General features: G+C 40.9%; 16 protein-coding genes and 1 riboswitch. Of the genes, 7 read left to right on the forward strand and 9 right to left on the reverse strand.

From position 1 onward, the window contains the following. Positions 1 to 38: 38 nt before the first annotated feature. Both JOC54_RS20915 and JOC54_RS20920 read right to left on the reverse strand, forming a co-directional pair. Positions 39 to 434, reverse strand: coding sequence for a YheC/YheD family protein (locus tag JOC54_RS20915; RefSeq protein WP_367617849.1), 396 nt, complete (start codon positions 432 to 434; stop codon positions 39 to 41). A 48-nt stretch (positions 435 to 482) separates the two neighbouring features. Then, positions 483 to 632 (reverse strand): hypothetical protein, encoded by a 150-nt coding sequence (locus JOC54_RS20920; RefSeq protein WP_204468918.1) that lies wholly within the window; start codon positions 630 to 632, stop codon positions 483 to 485. Between the two features lie 428 nt (positions 633 to 1,060). Here JOC54_RS20920 and JOC54_RS20925 point away from each other — a divergent pair, with 428 nt between their 5' ends. The 4 genes from JOC54_RS20925 (at position 1,061) to kynA (ending at position 4,876) form a co-directional block, all read left to right on the forward strand. Beyond that, positions 1,061 to 1,960 carry a C40 family peptidase gene (locus tag JOC54_RS20925; RefSeq protein ID WP_204468920.1) on the forward strand — a complete coding sequence of 300 codons (900 nt, stop codon included), beginning with the start codon at positions 1,061 to 1,063 and terminating at the stop codon, positions 1,958 to 1,960. A 174-nt stretch (positions 1,961 to 2,134) separates the two neighbouring features. Continuing rightward, complete coding sequence (kynU, locus tag JOC54_RS20930) at positions 2,135 to 3,415, forward strand: kynureninase (protein ID WP_204468922.1); 1,281 nt, start codon at positions 2,135 to 2,137, stop codon at positions 3,413 to 3,415. Beyond that, positions 3,415 to 4,050 carry an arylformamidase gene (kynB, locus tag JOC54_RS20935; protein WP_204468924.1) on the forward strand — a complete coding sequence of 212 codons (636 nt, stop codon included), beginning with the start codon at positions 3,415 to 3,417 and terminating at the stop codon, positions 4,048 to 4,050. The genes kynU and kynB overlap by 1 nt, the downstream gene beginning before the upstream one ends. A 1-nt stretch (position 4,051) precedes the next feature. After that, on the forward strand, positions 4,052 to 4,876 hold the full coding sequence (gene kynA, locus JOC54_RS20940; protein WP_204468926.1) for a tryptophan 2,3-dioxygenase: 825 nt from the start codon (positions 4,052 to 4,054) through the stop codon (positions 4,874 to 4,876). A gap of 34 nt (positions 4,877 to 4,910) precedes the next feature. On the opposite strand, the gene JOC54_RS20945 is transcribed toward kynA, so the two are convergent. The 6 genes from JOC54_RS20945 to JOC54_RS20970 form a co-directional block, all read right to left on the reverse strand. Beyond that, positions 4,911 to 5,483 (reverse strand): DNA-3-methyladenine glycosylase, encoded by a 573-nt coding sequence (locus JOC54_RS20945; RefSeq protein WP_204468929.1) that lies wholly within the window; start codon positions 5,481 to 5,483, stop codon positions 4,911 to 4,913. 17 nt (positions 5,484 to 5,500) lie between these two features. Continuing rightward, entirely contained in the window at positions 5,501 to 6,301 is an 801-nt protein-coding gene (locus tag JOC54_RS20950) for an energy-coupling factor transporter transmembrane component T family protein (protein WP_204468931.1), read from the reverse strand. Continuing rightward, positions 6,285 to 7,727, reverse strand: a complete 1,443-nt coding sequence (locus tag JOC54_RS20955) for an ABC transporter ATP-binding protein (protein ID WP_204468933.1) — start codon at positions 7,725 to 7,727, stop codon at positions 6,285 to 6,287. Before JOC54_RS20955 ends, JOC54_RS20950 begins: the two co-directional genes overlap by 17 nt. Continuing rightward, positions 7,724 to 8,332 carry an ECF transporter S component gene (locus tag JOC54_RS20960; protein ID WP_204468935.1) on the reverse strand — a complete coding sequence of 203 codons (609 nt, stop codon included), beginning with the start codon at positions 8,330 to 8,332 and terminating at the stop codon, positions 7,724 to 7,726. The genes JOC54_RS20955 and JOC54_RS20960 overlap by 4 nt, the downstream gene beginning before the upstream one ends. A gap of 112 nt (positions 8,333 to 8,444) precedes the next feature. Next, positions 8,445 to 8,546: riboswitch (TPP riboswitch) on the reverse strand. A 62-nt stretch (positions 8,547 to 8,608) separates the two neighbouring features. Further along, entirely contained in the window at positions 8,609 to 9,400 is a 792-nt protein-coding gene (locus JOC54_RS20965) for an HAD family hydrolase (RefSeq protein ID WP_204468937.1), read from the reverse strand. 19 nt (positions 9,401 to 9,419) lie between these two features. Next, positions 9,420 to 10,505, reverse strand: coding sequence for a branched-chain amino acid aminotransferase (locus JOC54_RS20970; protein WP_204468939.1), 1,086 nt, complete (start codon positions 10,503 to 10,505; stop codon positions 9,420 to 9,422). A 290-nt stretch (positions 10,506 to 10,795) separates the two neighbouring features. Here JOC54_RS20970 and JOC54_RS20975 point away from each other — a divergent pair, with 290 nt between their 5' ends. Further along, positions 10,796 to 11,686 (forward strand): cation diffusion facilitator family transporter, encoded by an 891-nt coding sequence (locus JOC54_RS20975; RefSeq protein WP_204468941.1) that lies wholly within the window; start codon positions 10,796 to 10,798, stop codon positions 11,684 to 11,686. A 24-nt stretch (positions 11,687 to 11,710) separates the two neighbouring features. On the opposite strand, the gene JOC54_RS20980 is transcribed toward JOC54_RS20975, so the two are convergent. Continuing rightward, positions 11,711 to 12,754: a peptidoglycan-binding protein gene (locus tag JOC54_RS20980; RefSeq protein ID WP_204468943.1), complete on the reverse strand. Its 1,044-nt coding sequence runs from the start codon at positions 12,752 to 12,754 to the stop codon at positions 11,711 to 11,713. A gap of 295 nt (positions 12,755 to 13,049) precedes the next feature. Between JOC54_RS20980 and JOC54_RS20985 the strand changes: the two genes are divergently transcribed. Both JOC54_RS20985 and gnd read left to right on the forward strand, forming a co-directional pair. Then, positions 13,050 to 13,781 (forward strand): class I SAM-dependent methyltransferase, encoded by a 732-nt coding sequence (locus JOC54_RS20985; RefSeq protein WP_204468946.1) that lies wholly within the window; start codon positions 13,050 to 13,052, stop codon positions 13,779 to 13,781. A 123-nt stretch (positions 13,782 to 13,904) separates the two neighbouring features. Next, entirely contained in the window at positions 13,905 to 15,311 is a 1,407-nt protein-coding gene (gnd, locus tag JOC54_RS20990; protein WP_204468947.1) for an NADP-dependent phosphogluconate dehydrogenase, read from the forward strand. Positions 15,312 to 15,342: the final 31 nt, after the last annotated feature.

Consider the following 15,342-nt stretch of genomic DNA (forward strand, 5'->3'; position numbering starts at 1 on the left):
ATCCCCTGATAGCTCTGCTATCAGGGGATTTTTTACGTTTATTTAAAACCTTGTTGGTAAGCACTATAGCTAAATGGAGCCCAGCATACACGATAATAGGCTTGTTGATCGATTATTTTTAATCCTTTATACCCTGGCCTAAAATTAACTTCAATTAAAAAGAGCTTATTCTGCTTTTCATCAAGTGCTAAATCAATCCCAAGTTCTATAAAGCAATCTTCTGGACAGATCGCCTCCAGTGCTTGTGTCATGCGTTTGCAAGCCCTATTTATTTGAGCACGAATGTCTTTCTCATCTTTGAAGACCGTTTGTTTCAACGATAAGGCATTTCCTCCTTTCGATAAGTTGGTAATTTCTTCTTTCAATAAGGCTTGCCTACAATCAAAGGAGTGGATCTCCTTAAGAAAAATAAGAGGAAGTCCTTTTGATTTAATGCTTTAAACAATAACAATGCCTCTCCCCTGCGAGTTCAAAATGGGCTTTTATACGAATTTTGATTGGTTTTTTAGCCACTTTTCTAATTGGCTTTCATGAGTCCATTGTTCCGTTTTCGCTAAATAACGGTTTAACGAAGCAACTTTCATAAATTGTTGATGAACGAGCCATTTATCTGGACGAAGTGTATTAAACAAAATGCTCCCTTGTTTTTGATACCTCTGTTTAAAGGCGACGAAGTTTTTTTGTTTTAAGTGGCGTCGATAGATGAATGTTGGAATTGGCATACGATTTGAGTGTTTTCATAAAACCCCCTCCATCCATTTCATTTTTTCGTTTCTTTACTAGCTTATGAATAGGATTCAAACACGCTTAGACCAAATAAATGCATAAAACACACAATTCTTGTTAAAATGCAAAAGATCAACGGATATAACCAGTTAAAACACTCATTTTATCCGTTTTTATGCCAAAACATTACAAAAAACAAAGGAAAACATAACCATTTTGTAATAAAACCGTAATATGATGTCAATCATCGTGTCATATTCGTGCGTTAAATTGGGAACTAGGGAAAACGTGAACCTAATTCATGTTTAATATTTTTATATGGGGGAATAACATAATGTTTAAAGCTAGTATGAAAAAATTAATCGTGCGTACATCTATCGTATTAGGACTTGCTACTACCGCAACTATTGCAACAAGCCAAACGGCTGATGCCAGTGTCGATATGGACAAGGTAAAAGCAGCTGAAAAGAAATCATCTACAGTTCAATCACAATCACAAACATCTGCACCGCAAACAGCTGTTACTGTTGTTCGCTATGGTGATAATAATGAAACCGTTCGTAACATTCAACAAAAACTAGGTATTTCTACTGATGGCAACTTTGGCCCGCAAACTGAGCGTGCTGTTCGTCAGTTCCAATCCAATAACGGCTTACAAGTCGATGGTGTTGCTGGTCCACAAACTCAAAAAGCACTAAACGCTACAAGTGGTTCGACAGCTTCAACGCCTTCTTCTAACTCTACCGCATCTGCAAATACGTCAAATGCGTCGTCATCAGATTCAAGTTCTTCATCTTCAGCAAGTGCTTCGAATACCGTGACAGAAGAATCACAATCTAAAGTTGCTGGAACACAAGTAACAAACTCATCAGCAAATTCTAGTGGCCTTGTCCAGTCAGCACTTAATCAAATTGGTGCACCATATGCATGGGGCGGTACTTCTCCAAGTGGATTTGATTGCAGTGGTTTCATCAACTACGTATACAATTCTCAAGGACAATCTATTCCTAGAACTGCTCAAGGTATGTACGATAGTTCTGCAAAAACATCTAATCCAAATGTTGGTGATGTTGTTTTCTTCACAGGAACATATAACTCGAGCACATACATCTCGCATGCTGGAATTTACATTGGCAACGGTGAGTTCGTTCACTCCGGCTCACGCGGTGTTGAAAAAGCCAGCCTAAACAGCAGCTACTGGAGCAACCACTACGTTGGTGCTGGAAGCTTATAAGATCTAGAAAACCCCTCACTTTGTGAGGGGTTTTTTGTTGTTACAAAATAAACATTAACGAAACCAATAACTATCTCTACAGCAATTGAGTTTAATAACACAGAAAACCACTGTTCAATTGCTCTACTTTTTGGTACGTTTACATAGAGACTATTTACATAAAGGAGCACACAAATGTCAGGATTACAGTTCGAATTTGCAGAAAAAATGGATGGACACGATATTCTTCATCCCTATCGAGAAGAATTTTACACACATTCAGCTACAAACCAAATCTATCTTGATGGTAACTCTCTCGGCTTGCTTAATAAGCGGTCTGAACAAGCCGTGCTCGAACTTTTAGAAGCATGGAAAACACATGCGATTGATGGATGGACTGAAGGAAAACACCCTTGGTTTACAATGTCTGAACAACTTGGCAGGCAAATGGCTTCTCTCGTTGGTGCGAATTCTAGTGAAGTGATCGTTAGTGGCTCAACGACTGTTAATCTTCATCAAATGCTCGCTACGTTCTACAAACCCACTGCGAAAAAACATGTCATTTTAAGTGAGGCACTTAGTTTTCCGACCGACCTTTATGCGATGCAGTCGCATATTCAGCTACATGGCTATCAGGAGAACAGTAGTTTACGTCTTGTTACGAGTAATGATGGCTACACACTGTCTGAGGATGACATTATTGCGGCGATGACCGATGATGTGGCCATTATTGTGTTATCGAGCGTTCTTTATCGCAGTGGACAGTTACTTGATCTTCAGAAACTAACAACGGCGGCTCACGAGCGCGGAATTCTTATTGGGTTTGATTTGTGTCATTCGATTGGTTCTGTGCCCCATGAACTGAGCAATTGGGGCGTTGACTTTGCCTTTTGGTGTACATACAAACATGTAAATGGCGGTCCAGGAAGTGTCGCCGGCATGTACATTAATCAAAAACACCATCACGTTACTCCCGGACTAAGAGGCTGGTTTGGTTCCGACAAATCGGTTCAATTCGATATGGACGCGAGTTTTACAAAAGCAGATGGTGCAGGTGCTTTTCAATTAGGAACGCCCCACCTCCTTTCCATCGCACCATTAATTGGCTCTCTTGCCATCATGGAGGAAGCTTCTATTGCTCGTATCCGAGAAAAATCGATCGCCTTAACAAGCTTTTTTATTGAGCTCGTTGATACATTCCCTGAGCTCAGCTCATTTACCGTCCGCACACCGCGTGAAGTACATGCTCGTGGGGGTCACGTCTTGCTTGAGCACCCTGAAGCTGCACGTATTTGCAAAGCCTTAAAAGCTAAAGGCATTATTCCAGACTTCCGTCAACCAAATGGGATCCGCTTTGCGCCTGTTGCCTTGTACAATACATTTACAGATGTACATCAAGCATTAACGACACTTGCAGAAATTATGCGAGATAAGGCTTATGAAGAATATGAGAATAGTCGAGGAGTGATTGCTTAATGTCTTGGATTGATATTACGATGCCGCTATCAAACACGGTTGCCCACTGGCCTGGCGACACGCCCTTCACTTATCGGCTTTCTGCAACGATTGCCGAGACAGGTTCTGTTAATATCGGTTCGATTGAGATGAGTACGCACACTGGAACTCATGCTGATGCCCCCTTTCATTACAAGGAAGATGGAAAGAAAATGCATCAGCTGCCACTAGATCGCTATATTGGAGACGCCCTTGTTTTTGAAGCGATTGGTGCAAAAAAACTTGATCAGTCCTTATTTGAACAAGCGGATTTAGAAGGAATTGAGCGCCTTTTAATAAAAACGAAAACAACGTCCGACTTTTCCAATTTTCCTGAAGAGATTCCTTACGTAACAGCTGATGGCGCAGCTTACTTGCAAAAGCAAGGTATCCAATTGCTTGGTGTAGACAGTCCAAGTGTCGATCCGTTAACAAGTAAAGAGCTTACAGGTCACCATAGCCTTCATCAAGCGAATATACTTATTATCGAAAACCTTGTTCTTAATCATGTTCAAGCTGGGTTATATGAGTTTATTGCCCTGCCTCTGCGGATTGAACAAGCAGACGGTAGTCCTGTTCGTGCAGTTATCCGACCACTTAAAAGGAGTGTGCGCTAAGATGGATCAACCATACAAAGGTGTTCATACTGATTTCAAAGAAAAAATGACCTATAGCGATTACCTTCAATTGGAACCGCTCTTATCAAGTCAGAAGCGTTTATCTGGTCATCATGATGAAATGCTCTTTATCATTATTCATCAAGTAAGTGAGCTTTGGATGAAACTGATGCTTCATGAGATTAAAGGCGCAATTGAGTCAATTAAGCATGATCAATACCAGCCAGCTTTTAAGCAACTCGCTCGCGTCTCTAAAACACAAGCACAGATCATCCAAGCGTGGGACGTGCTCTCGACACTTACCCCAAGTGAGTACATTGAGTTCCGCGATTCTCTTGGACAAGCTTCAGGCTTTCAATCTTATCAACACAGACAGCTGGAATTCGCCTTAGGGAAAAAAACCGCACATATATTATCGATTTATAAAGAAGAGGATGCCATTTATCAGGAGCTTCTTCACGACTATAACCGATCAAGTCTTTATGATGAAGCGATTCATGCGCTTGCCCGCGCAGGTTTATCCATTGACAAATCCGTTTTAGAGCGTGATCCAACTGAATCGCACCAGTCATCTCCATCGGTCCTTCAGGCATGGCAACAAGTTTACGAAAATACAGATCGTTATTGGAACTTGTATCAGCTTGCAGAAAAACTTGTTGATTTGGAAGACTGGCATCAGCAATGGCGTTTTCGTCATTTAAAAACCGTTGAACGGATCATTGGGATGAAGCAAGGTACAGGTGGTTCAAAAGGTGTTCACTACTTAAAAGCAGTGTTAGATGATTATTTCTTTCCAGAGCTATGGGAACTGCGAACAACGATTTAATTAAAAAAGACTGCTGGAAGTTCAGCAGTCTTTTTTATATCTCTTTTTCAATAAAACGCCACGGGTAATGTTTAGCCTGATCTGCTTTTCCAATGCCGATCCGATTTGTCACCTCAATTCTGGTTGGCTCACTTCCCTCGCAAATAATTAATGGATCTTCACAAAGAAAATGTCCATAATGATTCATTGTGATACCAAGCGCTTTTGTTAATTTGCCTGGTCCGTTGGAAAATGTTGTAGAGGTAGCTTTCATCCCTCTTAATGCTTCCATCTTTTCAAAACCGAATACAGGCTTGACTCCTCGTATTAACACCGCTTCTGGCTGATCCTCTTTTCCTGCAACAATATTTAATAAACAGTGCGTATGCATCGTGTAAGTATAAACACGTCCAGGAGGACCAAATAAAATGGCTGTTCGTTTCGTTTGCTTATTCGAATAACTATGACAAGCTTTATCAAGCACGCCTAAATACGCCTCTGTTTCAATAATCCGACCAACTACGATTTCCCCAGCTACAGTATGCATAAGATGGGTTCCAATTAAAGCTTTAGCCAAATGAATGGTATCCTGTTTATAAAATGAATACGGAAGTGGATTTGAATTCATCGCTTCCTCCTTTGCTTCTAACTATGTAAATATCGGACATCAATGACAGGAAATATCCATTTCTCTGCCCCGAAATAAACACTAGTAGCAATCATCGCTAACAAAAGTAGTGAAAATTGAATGTCATTCTGACTAAAGCCTATTTTATAAAAAAATGTTCGCTTTTTGCAAGATGTGAACTGTTTTGCTTCCATCGCTAAAGCAAGACGCTGCGCCCTGCGAATCGCTTGTGCTAATAACGGAATGCTAAAAAACTGCAGTTGATTATAAAACTTGCTCAGGCCCTTACGCGTATTCAGCCCACGAATTTGATAGGCGTAACGCAGCGTCTGAAATTCTTGCACCATTATTGGTAAGACTCGTATGGCTGCCATAAATGAATAGGCAAGCGTTGGTCTTAACCTCAGTTGCTGCATAAACGAGTAAAACAAGTGTACTGGCTTTGTAGTTAATACAAATAAAAGACCAAACATCGCAAAAACAGCCGCGCGTAAACCAATATGAATTCCACGATAAAAACTTTCTTCCGTAATATGAACGATGCCGTAATGAAACCATGTTGTATCCCCTCTACCAAAGAAAACCATTGCCGATGCTGATGAAACAAACAAAAGTAAAAATGACGTCATGTACAACAAGACAAATCGATACGGATGACCAGAGAAAAACAGCACAAGTACCATTGCGAGGACGAGGAGCATAAAGAGCGTGTTTGGATTGTGTGTAAACAACACAATCAAATAACTACTAATAATGAGGAGGAATTTAAGGCTCGGATTTACAAGGGTAAGCCATGTCTCCCTAATCTCGTATTGCATGATCGAGCCTCCTTCCTCGTTTAGTTGTATGATGCTCACCAGCTTCAATAATCCACTCATGTGTGGCGAAGTGCTCAACGATCTGTTGATCATGAGTCACCATTAGAATGGTGCCGCCTTGAGCACGGTACGATTCTAATTTCTTCAGCAATTCAAACGTATGCTTCGCATCTTGACCAAACGTCGGTTCATCAAGAAATAAAAACGGCTTGCTCTCCATAAAAGCGGTCGCAACACTTAACCGTCTTTTCTGACCTGTCGATAACGTATATGGATGCTGCGAGCGTTGATTGAATAAACCAAACTGACTTAAAACGGCGCTGACCTCTTCTTCACCTGCTTGTTTCATCAAGCCAACGAGCAGCTCTTTATCCACTTGATCTGTTACAAACTGAAACTCCGGATTTTGAAATACAAAATGGACCGAAGGAGTGACAGCTGTTTTTTTCTTAACCCTCTTTTGTAAAAGTTTATAGGAACCGCTTGTTTTTAACAGGTTCATCAAACCATATAAAAATGTCGTTTTACCCGCTCCGTTTCTACCGGTGATGCAAATCCAGCTCCCTCTATACGCACTCGCTTTGTTTGAATAAAGCATCTGCTGTTTTCGCCGCCACACGCCCCATTCTTCTAAAAGCAATTGCTCATTGGAATCAGACAATACGCTACTAGCTGGCTCTTCCTCTAGAAATGTTGGCCAAGACGCTGGGTGCCATACCCCGTATTTATCTAACTGCTTTTCATGCTGTTGAAACAAAGCTTCCGGCGTACAATCTGCTTGAATTTGCCCTGCCTCATCAAACAAAATCACTCGCTCAATATATGGCAATACTTCTTCAATTCGATGTTCAACAATCACCATCGTTTGATTTGAACACGTTCTAAAGATTATCTCCCATAACGCTTTGGCTCCAGCGGGATCGACTAAAGCAGTTGGTTCATCGAACAACATCACATCTGCTTCAGAAGCCAGTGCACAAGCAACAGCCAACCGTTGTTTCATCCCTTGCGACAAGGTATGAATGGATGTATGAAGCGATGGTAGTCCAGCTAAACCCACAAGGTCCAACAATTCTTGTATTCGATCCAACATCTGTTCTCGTGGCACTTTTCGGTTTTCCAGTACAAATGCAAGTTCTTCGTCCACATAGGGCATGCAAAACTGACTATCTGGTTCTTGAAACACGTATCCAGTTTGTTCGGGAATTGTCAGCTCCGCTGCTTGTAGAGGAAGATCTACCACTCTTGGAATGAGATTAGCCATAACTTGCAAGAGAGTCGATTTGCCTGCACCGCTTGGTCCAAGCAGCAATACTTTCTCTCCATCTTTAATTTGAAGTGAGAGGTCATCAAACAATAGTTTTTCGGCTTTTGGGTAAGCGAGTGAGAGCTGTTTTAAATAAATAACTGAGTCTGAACGCTTCATTTACCATCTCCTTTTCGCTTTTCAAACAAGTCATAATCTTTCTGGTCTACTGGCCGCAAAAGCTGGCTAACTCCTGTTCTATCAAGTGCTTTTACAAGGGCTGCAGCAAGAAACCCAGCGATGAATACCGCGCCAACTGTTCTAAAAACGATTCGTAACGTGAGTAGCCACGTCTGTAAATCTGCCAAGTATGCGTTGTAATAATCCAAACCAAGCGAAGCAAATGAAGCAAACATGCCACCAAGCGCCGCCACCCACATATTAAAGTACTTGTATCTGAATAGTGCAAATGCCAATTCCATTCCAATTCCTTGAAAAATACCATACATTAGTAAAAGTGGACCATAAGGCGAGCCTGCAATTAATTCACCTGATGCAGCAGCGACTTCAGCAAGAAAAGCTACTCCAGGTTTTCGTAATAATAAAGCAGCTATTGTTCCTGCGATAAACCACATGCCGTAAATCAACTGCTCGGCTTGTAGCCCAAATAAACCTACTACATCACTAACCGGGGTCCATAATCGATAAACAATCGCAAATACAACTGCAATCATAACGGTTACAACGATATCAATTAGCGTTAACCTTTTCTTGTTTTGTTTCATCTCATTTCACTTCTCCTTCCCCACCAGCAACGCACAAAAAACGCTCCACCTGAGAGATGGAACGACGTAGCGAAGAAGCATATCTCATCAATAAATAAGACTAACTTTCTTCAAACAATACATCGCACTTCCCTTCGCTAGCATTATCTAGATCAGGTAAAGGGTTAAGGTTTTTAAAACCTCTCTCAGCTTATGTGCACCCCTAGTGGATTAAACAGTTTGTTTACATATGAAATTGATAGTTTCATTAGACCATAGTCTGTTTTAATTAGCAATCTATTTTTTTAATATAGGTAACTGCAACAACTCTTCTAATGAATGAATTTCTAAATTCGGCACAATATCTGTTTCGTTTATTACATGATCTCGATTAAGCCAGATCGAATAGATGCCTGTTGCGTTTGCGCCTTTAATATCGGTATGCAAATTGTCACCAACCATAATCGCTTCCTCTTTATGAATCCCTGCGCGATATAAACCTTCCAAAAACATTTTTGAATCGGGTTTGCCTTTTAATAACGATCCCGAAATAATAATATGATCAAAATACGGCACGAGCTGCGGCGTAATCTCCAGTTTTGTATTTTGCAAATCAGGCGAGCCATTCGTTAAAAGCAAAAGTTGAAAAGTATGATGAAGCTGATCGAGTACTTGAAACGTATCCTCATAAACAATGGGATGCTTTCGTCGTTCTAAAGGAAATTGATTTGCTAAAACTTGAGCAAAGTTCCGATCGACTATCCCGCTTTTTTCGAGCCCTTTTTCCCAAGCAGCTAGTTGATAGCTCGGTGCAATATCTCTTAATTGCTCAAAGCCTTCCATCTCATCACGAAACTGTCCCCACAGTCCTTCGAATGGATTAATGCCAATGTTCTGCGTGAACGCATAACTGTCATACGATTGATAGAGCTTTTTTGCTGCTTCGCGTACGTCTTGTTCCAATTGAACTGGATCAAGGTCCGGGTGTTCTTGCCTGGCAAATAAACAGGTTTGTTCAAAAGCAAGCTGTATGCTTTGTTTATCCCATAACAATGTATCATCTAAATCAAAAAAAATCGCTTTAATCATAAGCTCCCCCGCTTACACCTTATTCATCTTCTTCCAGTACCGTTGTCCAACCAAATGGATCGTCAACAGCTCCCGTCTGAATGCCTGTTAACGCATCATATAATCTCGCTGCAAGCGCACCTGTCTCATTGTGATTAACGACAATGGATTGCTCTTGCCAAAGCAGTTCTCCTACCGGTGAAAGAACGGCTGCCGTTCCTGTTCCAAACACTTCTTCCAACGCACCTGTTTCACTGGCATCAATAATCTCATTGATTGAAATACGACGCTCTTCAACAGGAACATCCCAGCTTTTTAAAAGTTCAATCACGCTTCGACGTGTTACACCATCTAATATACTGCCTGATAATTCTGGCGTATGGACAATGCCATTGATTTTAAAGAACACGTTCATACTGCCTACTTCTTCAATGTATTTCTTTTCTTTACCATCAAGCCATAAGACTTGCGCTTTTTGTTTTGCAACGGCTTTTTCTTGTGCTTTGTATGCTGCACAATAATTTCCTGCAGTCTTTGCCATGCCTGTTCCACCTGGGGCAGCCCGGGTATAACGCTCTTCTACTAAAATGCCAACTGGTGCCATACCTTCCGCATAATAAGCGCCGACTGGTGATAAAATCATCATAAACTTATACGATTGCGAGGGCGCAACGCTTAAATTAGGCTCCGTTGAGATGATAAATGGACGAATATATAAAGACGTCCCTGGCTCAGTTGGAATCCACTGCTTATCAAGACGAATTAATTCTTTTAAGTAGTCCAAGACCTGTTGCTCATCGATTGGCGGGATGCTTAAACGATCACTAGATAAGTTTAATCTCGTAAAATTGTCTTTTGGACGAAATAAACGAACGTTGTCATCTGTTTTTGAGCGATAGGCTTTTAACCCTTCAAAAACAGTTTGTCCATAGTGAAACACCATTGCCGCAGGATCAAGCGTTAGCGGTTGATATGGAATAATTCGCGGACTGTACCATCCCTTGTCTTCTGCATAATCCATAATAAACATATGGTCCGTAAAGTACTTACCAAACGCCAGTTCATCTACATTTGGTTTCTGCTTTTCATGCGTGCATTTCATGATTTCAAGTGATTGAGTGGTCATAAGAAAAAGCGTCCTTTCCGATTTCTCTTTATTTAACGAATCTCCCTATAAAAATAAAATCCTTGTCCATACTTAAGGATAAAGGTTGATTTTATCCCTTCACTATATCATGAATTCATTTATTCAAACAGTTTTTTGTATTCATATTGTTCATTTGTTCTTTCTACTATTAGTAGGAAAACAGACTCTCTATACCAATAAACAAGCGAATCAAGCTAGATAGCTACACTAAGGAACCATCTGAATCAGACGAATACCTATTAGATTTTAAGAAAAGAGGCTTTCAAAAAATGGAGAGATATGAGGAATTACGAAAAGGAGAAAAAGGCGCTTGGTTAAGTATTGGAACGTATATTACGCTAGCCATAGTAAAATTAGTGATTGGTTATTTATTCATGTCACAAGCGCTCGTTGCCGACGGATACAATAATGCTGCTGATATCATTGTTTCTGTTGCTGTTTTAATTGGATTACGAATTTCTCAAAAACCACCCGATCAGGATCATCCCTATGGTCACTTTCGAGCAGAACACATCGCCGCTCTACTCGCTGGTTTTATCATGGCAGTTATCGGTTTACAAGTATTATATGGTGCTGCCTCCGCCTTATTTAGTCGAGAAATAATTGAAGCACCAAGTTTAATTACCGCGTATGTTGCTGCAGGTGGTGCTGTCGTGATGCTGCTTGTCTATCGCTACAACAAACGGCTTGCTGAAAAAATTAACAGTCAAGCGCTTGCTGCTGCTGCTCAAGACAATAAAAACGATGCACTTGTTAGTATTGGTGTATTAATTGGGATCATCGGATCGCATCTGCATCTTGGTTGGCTCGACTCATTAACGGCGCTGCTTGTCGGCCTTATTATTTGTTATACGGCTTGGACTATTTTCAGAGATGCCACCCACTCTTTAACAGATGGCTTTAACGAAGAAGAGCTTAAACCGTTCAAAAAAACGATTCATGAGAAATGCGATCAGTGCTGCTTAAAAACAATTAAAGCAAGGCAAGTAGGTAGCTCAATTTATGCAGATGTTACGATTGAAGTGAACCCCGAGCTAACGGTGCAGGCGAGTCATGACATTGCCGATCACATCGAACACATCTTAAGAGAAGAACATGATATTGTTCATACAACTGTTCATATTGAGCCTCGACAAGAAAAACCAGCCACGAAAGCATAATGGCTTTCGCGCCTGGTTTTTGAATTAATCTAAAATGGTCACTTGCACTTGTTGACGCCCAAAGGTTAAAGCCTCATCTTTTGTTTGGACATACAAATCGATTTTGTTTCCTTTTATCGCCCCACCAGTATCACCAGCAATTGCTTCCCCATAGCCTTCAACATATACGCGCGTTCCTAAAGGAATGACGTTCGGATCAACGGCAACGACTTTTTGATTTGGATTTGCACGTAAATCAATACCAGTGCGTGTTACGCCTGAACAACCGTTGCAATAGGCCGTATAAGCCGTTGCTTCCATTTGCATCGTTTTCCCTGCAGGCTTCGACTCTGTAGAAGAGGCACTAGAACTTGCTTCACTTGATGAATTCGACGAAGCGCTTTTATCTTCTGCTTTTGTTTCGCTTGATGATTTCGATTCATTTGCTTGCTTTGACTCACTTGATTGATTTTGTTGGTCCGATGATTGTTTCGGTTCACTAGATTGCTTTGGTTTCTCGCTTGCATTTGCTTGATTTGCTGACGCTTGTTTTTGTTCAGCGGGAGCTTGAGTCGTTTGTTTTGCCTGTTTAGACTGAACCGTACCGTTGTAGTATAAGTATTTATGCGTCTGCGGCCCAGCAATCCCATCAACCATTAGGCCGTTTTGCGTCTGGAACTTGAGTACGGCGGCTTTTGTTAATGGACCGTACTTCCCATCAATCGAATCGCTATAATAATTTAAATCTGCTAAGCGCTTTTGTAATTCCTCAACAAGCGGCCCTTCACTTCCTTCTCTTAATACTTTAATCGCACCTAATGTTTGTTTACCTGCAACACCATCCACATGTAAGCCAAGGTTTTGTTGAAATTCACTGACAGCCGTCTGTGTGCTTTCATCAAAAACATCCGTTACATCAGCTTCTGCTAAGTAACCGCGTTCAACTAATTCAGACTGAAGCCATTCTACTTTTTCGCCAGTGTCACCCTTATGTAATTTATCAAAACTTTCCGCTTGAACATATGTCGGTAAAAACAAGAGCACTGTAAGAAAAAACCCCAATGAAAAAATAACCGCTTGCATTTTCATACTATATCTCCCCTTACTATTTTGTAATGAATCTGACATTCGAGACTGATGGTGGCATTTAACTGCATTTAATTGAGCCATATTTTGTTTGCCTCCCTTTCCATAAGCTGCTACCATACCTACTCCTATCTGTCCCAAAATAATCCAAGTTACACGCTATTTAATCGTTTTGTAACGTTTTTGTAACATAAATCGAGGTCTATTTTTCGCGCTAACTGCTTGCTATGAAAGACATTCGCATCTTTTAGTGCAAATGCATACGTTAGTTTAAATGGGATTTGAAAGGGGTAATAAAATGAGTTACACAGATATGTTGGCTGCTTTTGGAATTGGTAGCGCTCATCCTGGCGGTTTCTCCAAATCAAGACAAATGCTTATGGAAATGGATATAAGTGAGCAAACAGTCATACTCGACTGCGGCTGTGGCACAGGCCAGACGTCTGCTTATATAAAACAGCTGTTTAATTGCCAAATTACCGCAATTGAGCCTCATCCACTTATGGCCGCTAAAGCGCGAAAACGATTCAAAGAGGAATGGTTAAACATCCCCGTACTTAACAAATCAATTGAGAACTCCGGTCTACCTTCAAATCAGTTTGATTATGTTATTTGTGAATCTGTGCTTTCCTTTGTTTCACTAGAAGAGGCTTTAGGAGAAATCCATCGGTTGTTAAAACCAAATGGTTTACTGTTTGCAAATGAACTTAGTTGCCTCGAACTTTTATCGGAAGGTGAACGTGCAGAAATCATGTCCCATTATTCATTTCAAACGCTAAACCGTTTTTCAGATTGGGCAAAAATAGTAGAGAGATCTGGCTTTTCTCAAGCGACAATGATTGAGGAAGTATCAGCGGCAGAATTACAGCAAGATGAATCAGATAAAGGCAATGATATGATTCCTTCTCGAGATATTCCGCAACACCGCTTTGATCAAGTCTCTGCTCATGCAAACATGATGCAATTATATGGACATAAGATCGGGCATACTTTATTTAAAGCAAAAGCTGACTCTGGAAAGAAAGAATAAATCCGCTTGATCGAAATCGCTTACATGTGGTATGTTCATAACGATTTAGTAATCTGATCTGTTATCCTCATCAGTAGAGTTGTACTCTACTGATGAATGGTTTATTTAGAAAGGAAGAAGAAAATGACAAAACAAAACATCGGAATAGTCGGGGTTGGCGTTATGGGGCGCAGCTTGGCACTTAATTTCGAAAGCAAAGGCTTTTCCGTTTCTCTTTATGACGTTTCAGCCGAAAGAATCAAGCAAATTATTGCGTTGGAAGAAAAGAAGAACTTAGTCGGTACATATTCACTCGAAGAATTAGTCGCTTCTTTAGAAAAGCCACGCAAAATTATGCTGATGGTACAAGCTGGTGAAGTAACGGATCAAGTCATTGATTCCCTTATTCCATTATTAGATGAAAAAGATATATTAATTGATGGTGGTAACACCTATTATACCGATACGGTACGTCGCTCAAAACATGTGGAAGCTCACGGCATTCACTTTATTGGTGCTGGCGTATCTGGTGGAGAAGAAGGTGCTTTAAAAGGACCATCAATTATGCCAGGTGGGCCAAAGGATGCTTATGAACTTGTTAAGCCCCTTTTTCAAAAGATCGCTGCACAAGTAAACGGTGAAGCCTGTACAACGTATATAGGTCCTGATGGCGCCGGGCATTACGTCAAGATGGTTCATAACGGGATTGAATATGGCGATATGCAGTTAATTAGTGAAGCGTATTCACTTCTTGAACAAGTCCTTGGCCTTGATGCATCTGAACTGCATACGGTGTTTGATAACTGGAATCAAGGAGAACTTAACAGCTATTTAATTGAAATTACCGCAGATATTTTCACTAAAATGGATGAAGAAACAGGCAAACCACTTGTTGATGTCATCTTGGATTCAGCCGGTCAAAAAGGAACTGGAAAATGGACAAGCAAAAGCGCGCTTGATCTCGGCGTTCCCCTTCCAATCGTGACGGAATCCGTTTTTGCTCGTTTCTTATCGGCGATGAAAGAGGAACGCACAAGAGCAAGCCAAACATTACCTGGGCCAGAAGCATCTGCATTTACAGGTGATAAAGAAGCGCTTATCGAAGAAATTCGCAAGGCCCTTTATTTCAGTAAGGTCTTATCTTATGCCCAAGGCTTTGCCCAATTGAAAACAAAGTCTGAGGAAGAGAATTGGAATTTACAGTACGGTGAAATTGCTCGCATCTTTAGAGGCGGCTGTATTATCCGGGCCGCTTTCTTGCAAAATATTACCGATGCATTCTCAGAAAACAAAGAGCTACCAAACTTGTTGCTTGATGGCTACTTTGAGCAAATTGCCTCAAACTATCACCAATCACTTCGTCGCGTACTAGCGATTGCTATTGAAAACGGCATTGCTGTTCCATGCTTTGCAAGTGCGATTTCTTACTATGACAGCTACCGGAGTGAACGCTTGCCAGCGAACTTACTGCAGGCTCAGCGTGATTATTTCGGTGCACATACGTACAAACGCATTGATAAAGAAGGCATTTTTCATACGAACTGGATTTAACAAAAAGACTCAGGCGCAAATGCGAACCTGA

It is taken from the genome of Shouchella xiaoxiensis (assembly GCF_016907895.1).
In the GTDB taxonomy this organism is placed as follows: domain Bacteria; phylum Bacillota; class Bacilli; order Bacillales; family Bacillaceae_D; genus Shouchella; species Shouchella xiaoxiensis.

Excerpts from the sequence above, each read along its gene's own strand:
- JOC54_RS20925 (WP_204468920.1), top strand. The coding sequence starts at position 1,061 with ATGTTTAAAGCTAGTATGAAAAAATTAATCGTGCGTACATCTATCGTA.
- kynU (WP_204468922.1), top strand. The coding sequence starts at position 2,135 with ATGTCAGGATTACAGTTCGAATTTGCAGAAAAAATGGATGGACACGAT.
- kynB (WP_204468924.1), top strand. The coding sequence starts at position 3,415 with ATGTCTTGGATTGATATTACGATGCCGCTATCAAACACGGTTGCCCAC.
- kynA (WP_204468926.1), top strand. The coding sequence starts at position 4,052 with ATGGATCAACCATACAAAGGTGTTCATACTGATTTCAAAGAAAAAATG.
- JOC54_RS20945 (WP_204468929.1), bottom strand. The coding sequence starts at position 5,483 with ATGAATTCAAATCCACTTCCGTATTCATTTTATAAACAGGATACCATT.
- JOC54_RS20950 (WP_204468931.1), bottom strand. The coding sequence starts at position 6,301 with ATGCAATACGAGATTAGGGAGACATGGCTTACCCTTGTAAATCCGAGC.
- JOC54_RS20955 (WP_204468933.1), bottom strand. The coding sequence starts at position 7,727 with ATGAAGCGTTCAGACTCAGTTATTTATTTAAAACAGCTCTCACTCGCT.
- JOC54_RS20960 (WP_204468935.1), bottom strand. The coding sequence starts at position 8,332 with ATGAAACAAAACAAGAAAAGGTTAACGCTAATTGATATCGTTGTAACC.
- JOC54_RS20965 (WP_204468937.1), bottom strand. The coding sequence starts at position 9,400 with ATGATTAAAGCGATTTTTTTTGATTTAGATGATACATTGTTATGGGAT.
- JOC54_RS20970 (WP_204468939.1), bottom strand. The coding sequence starts at position 10,505 with ATGACCACTCAATCACTTGAAATCATGAAATGCACGCATGAAAAGCAG.
- JOC54_RS20975 (WP_204468941.1), top strand. The coding sequence starts at position 10,796 with ATGGAGAGATATGAGGAATTACGAAAAGGAGAAAAAGGCGCTTGGTTA.
- JOC54_RS20980 (WP_204468943.1), bottom strand. The coding sequence starts at position 12,754 with ATGAAAATGCAAGCGGTTATTTTTTCATTGGGGTTTTTTCTTACAGTG.
- JOC54_RS20985 (WP_204468946.1), top strand. The coding sequence starts at position 13,050 with ATGAGTTACACAGATATGTTGGCTGCTTTTGGAATTGGTAGCGCTCAT.
- gnd (WP_204468947.1), top strand. The coding sequence starts at position 13,905 with ATGACAAAACAAAACATCGGAATAGTCGGGGTTGGCGTTATGGGGCGC.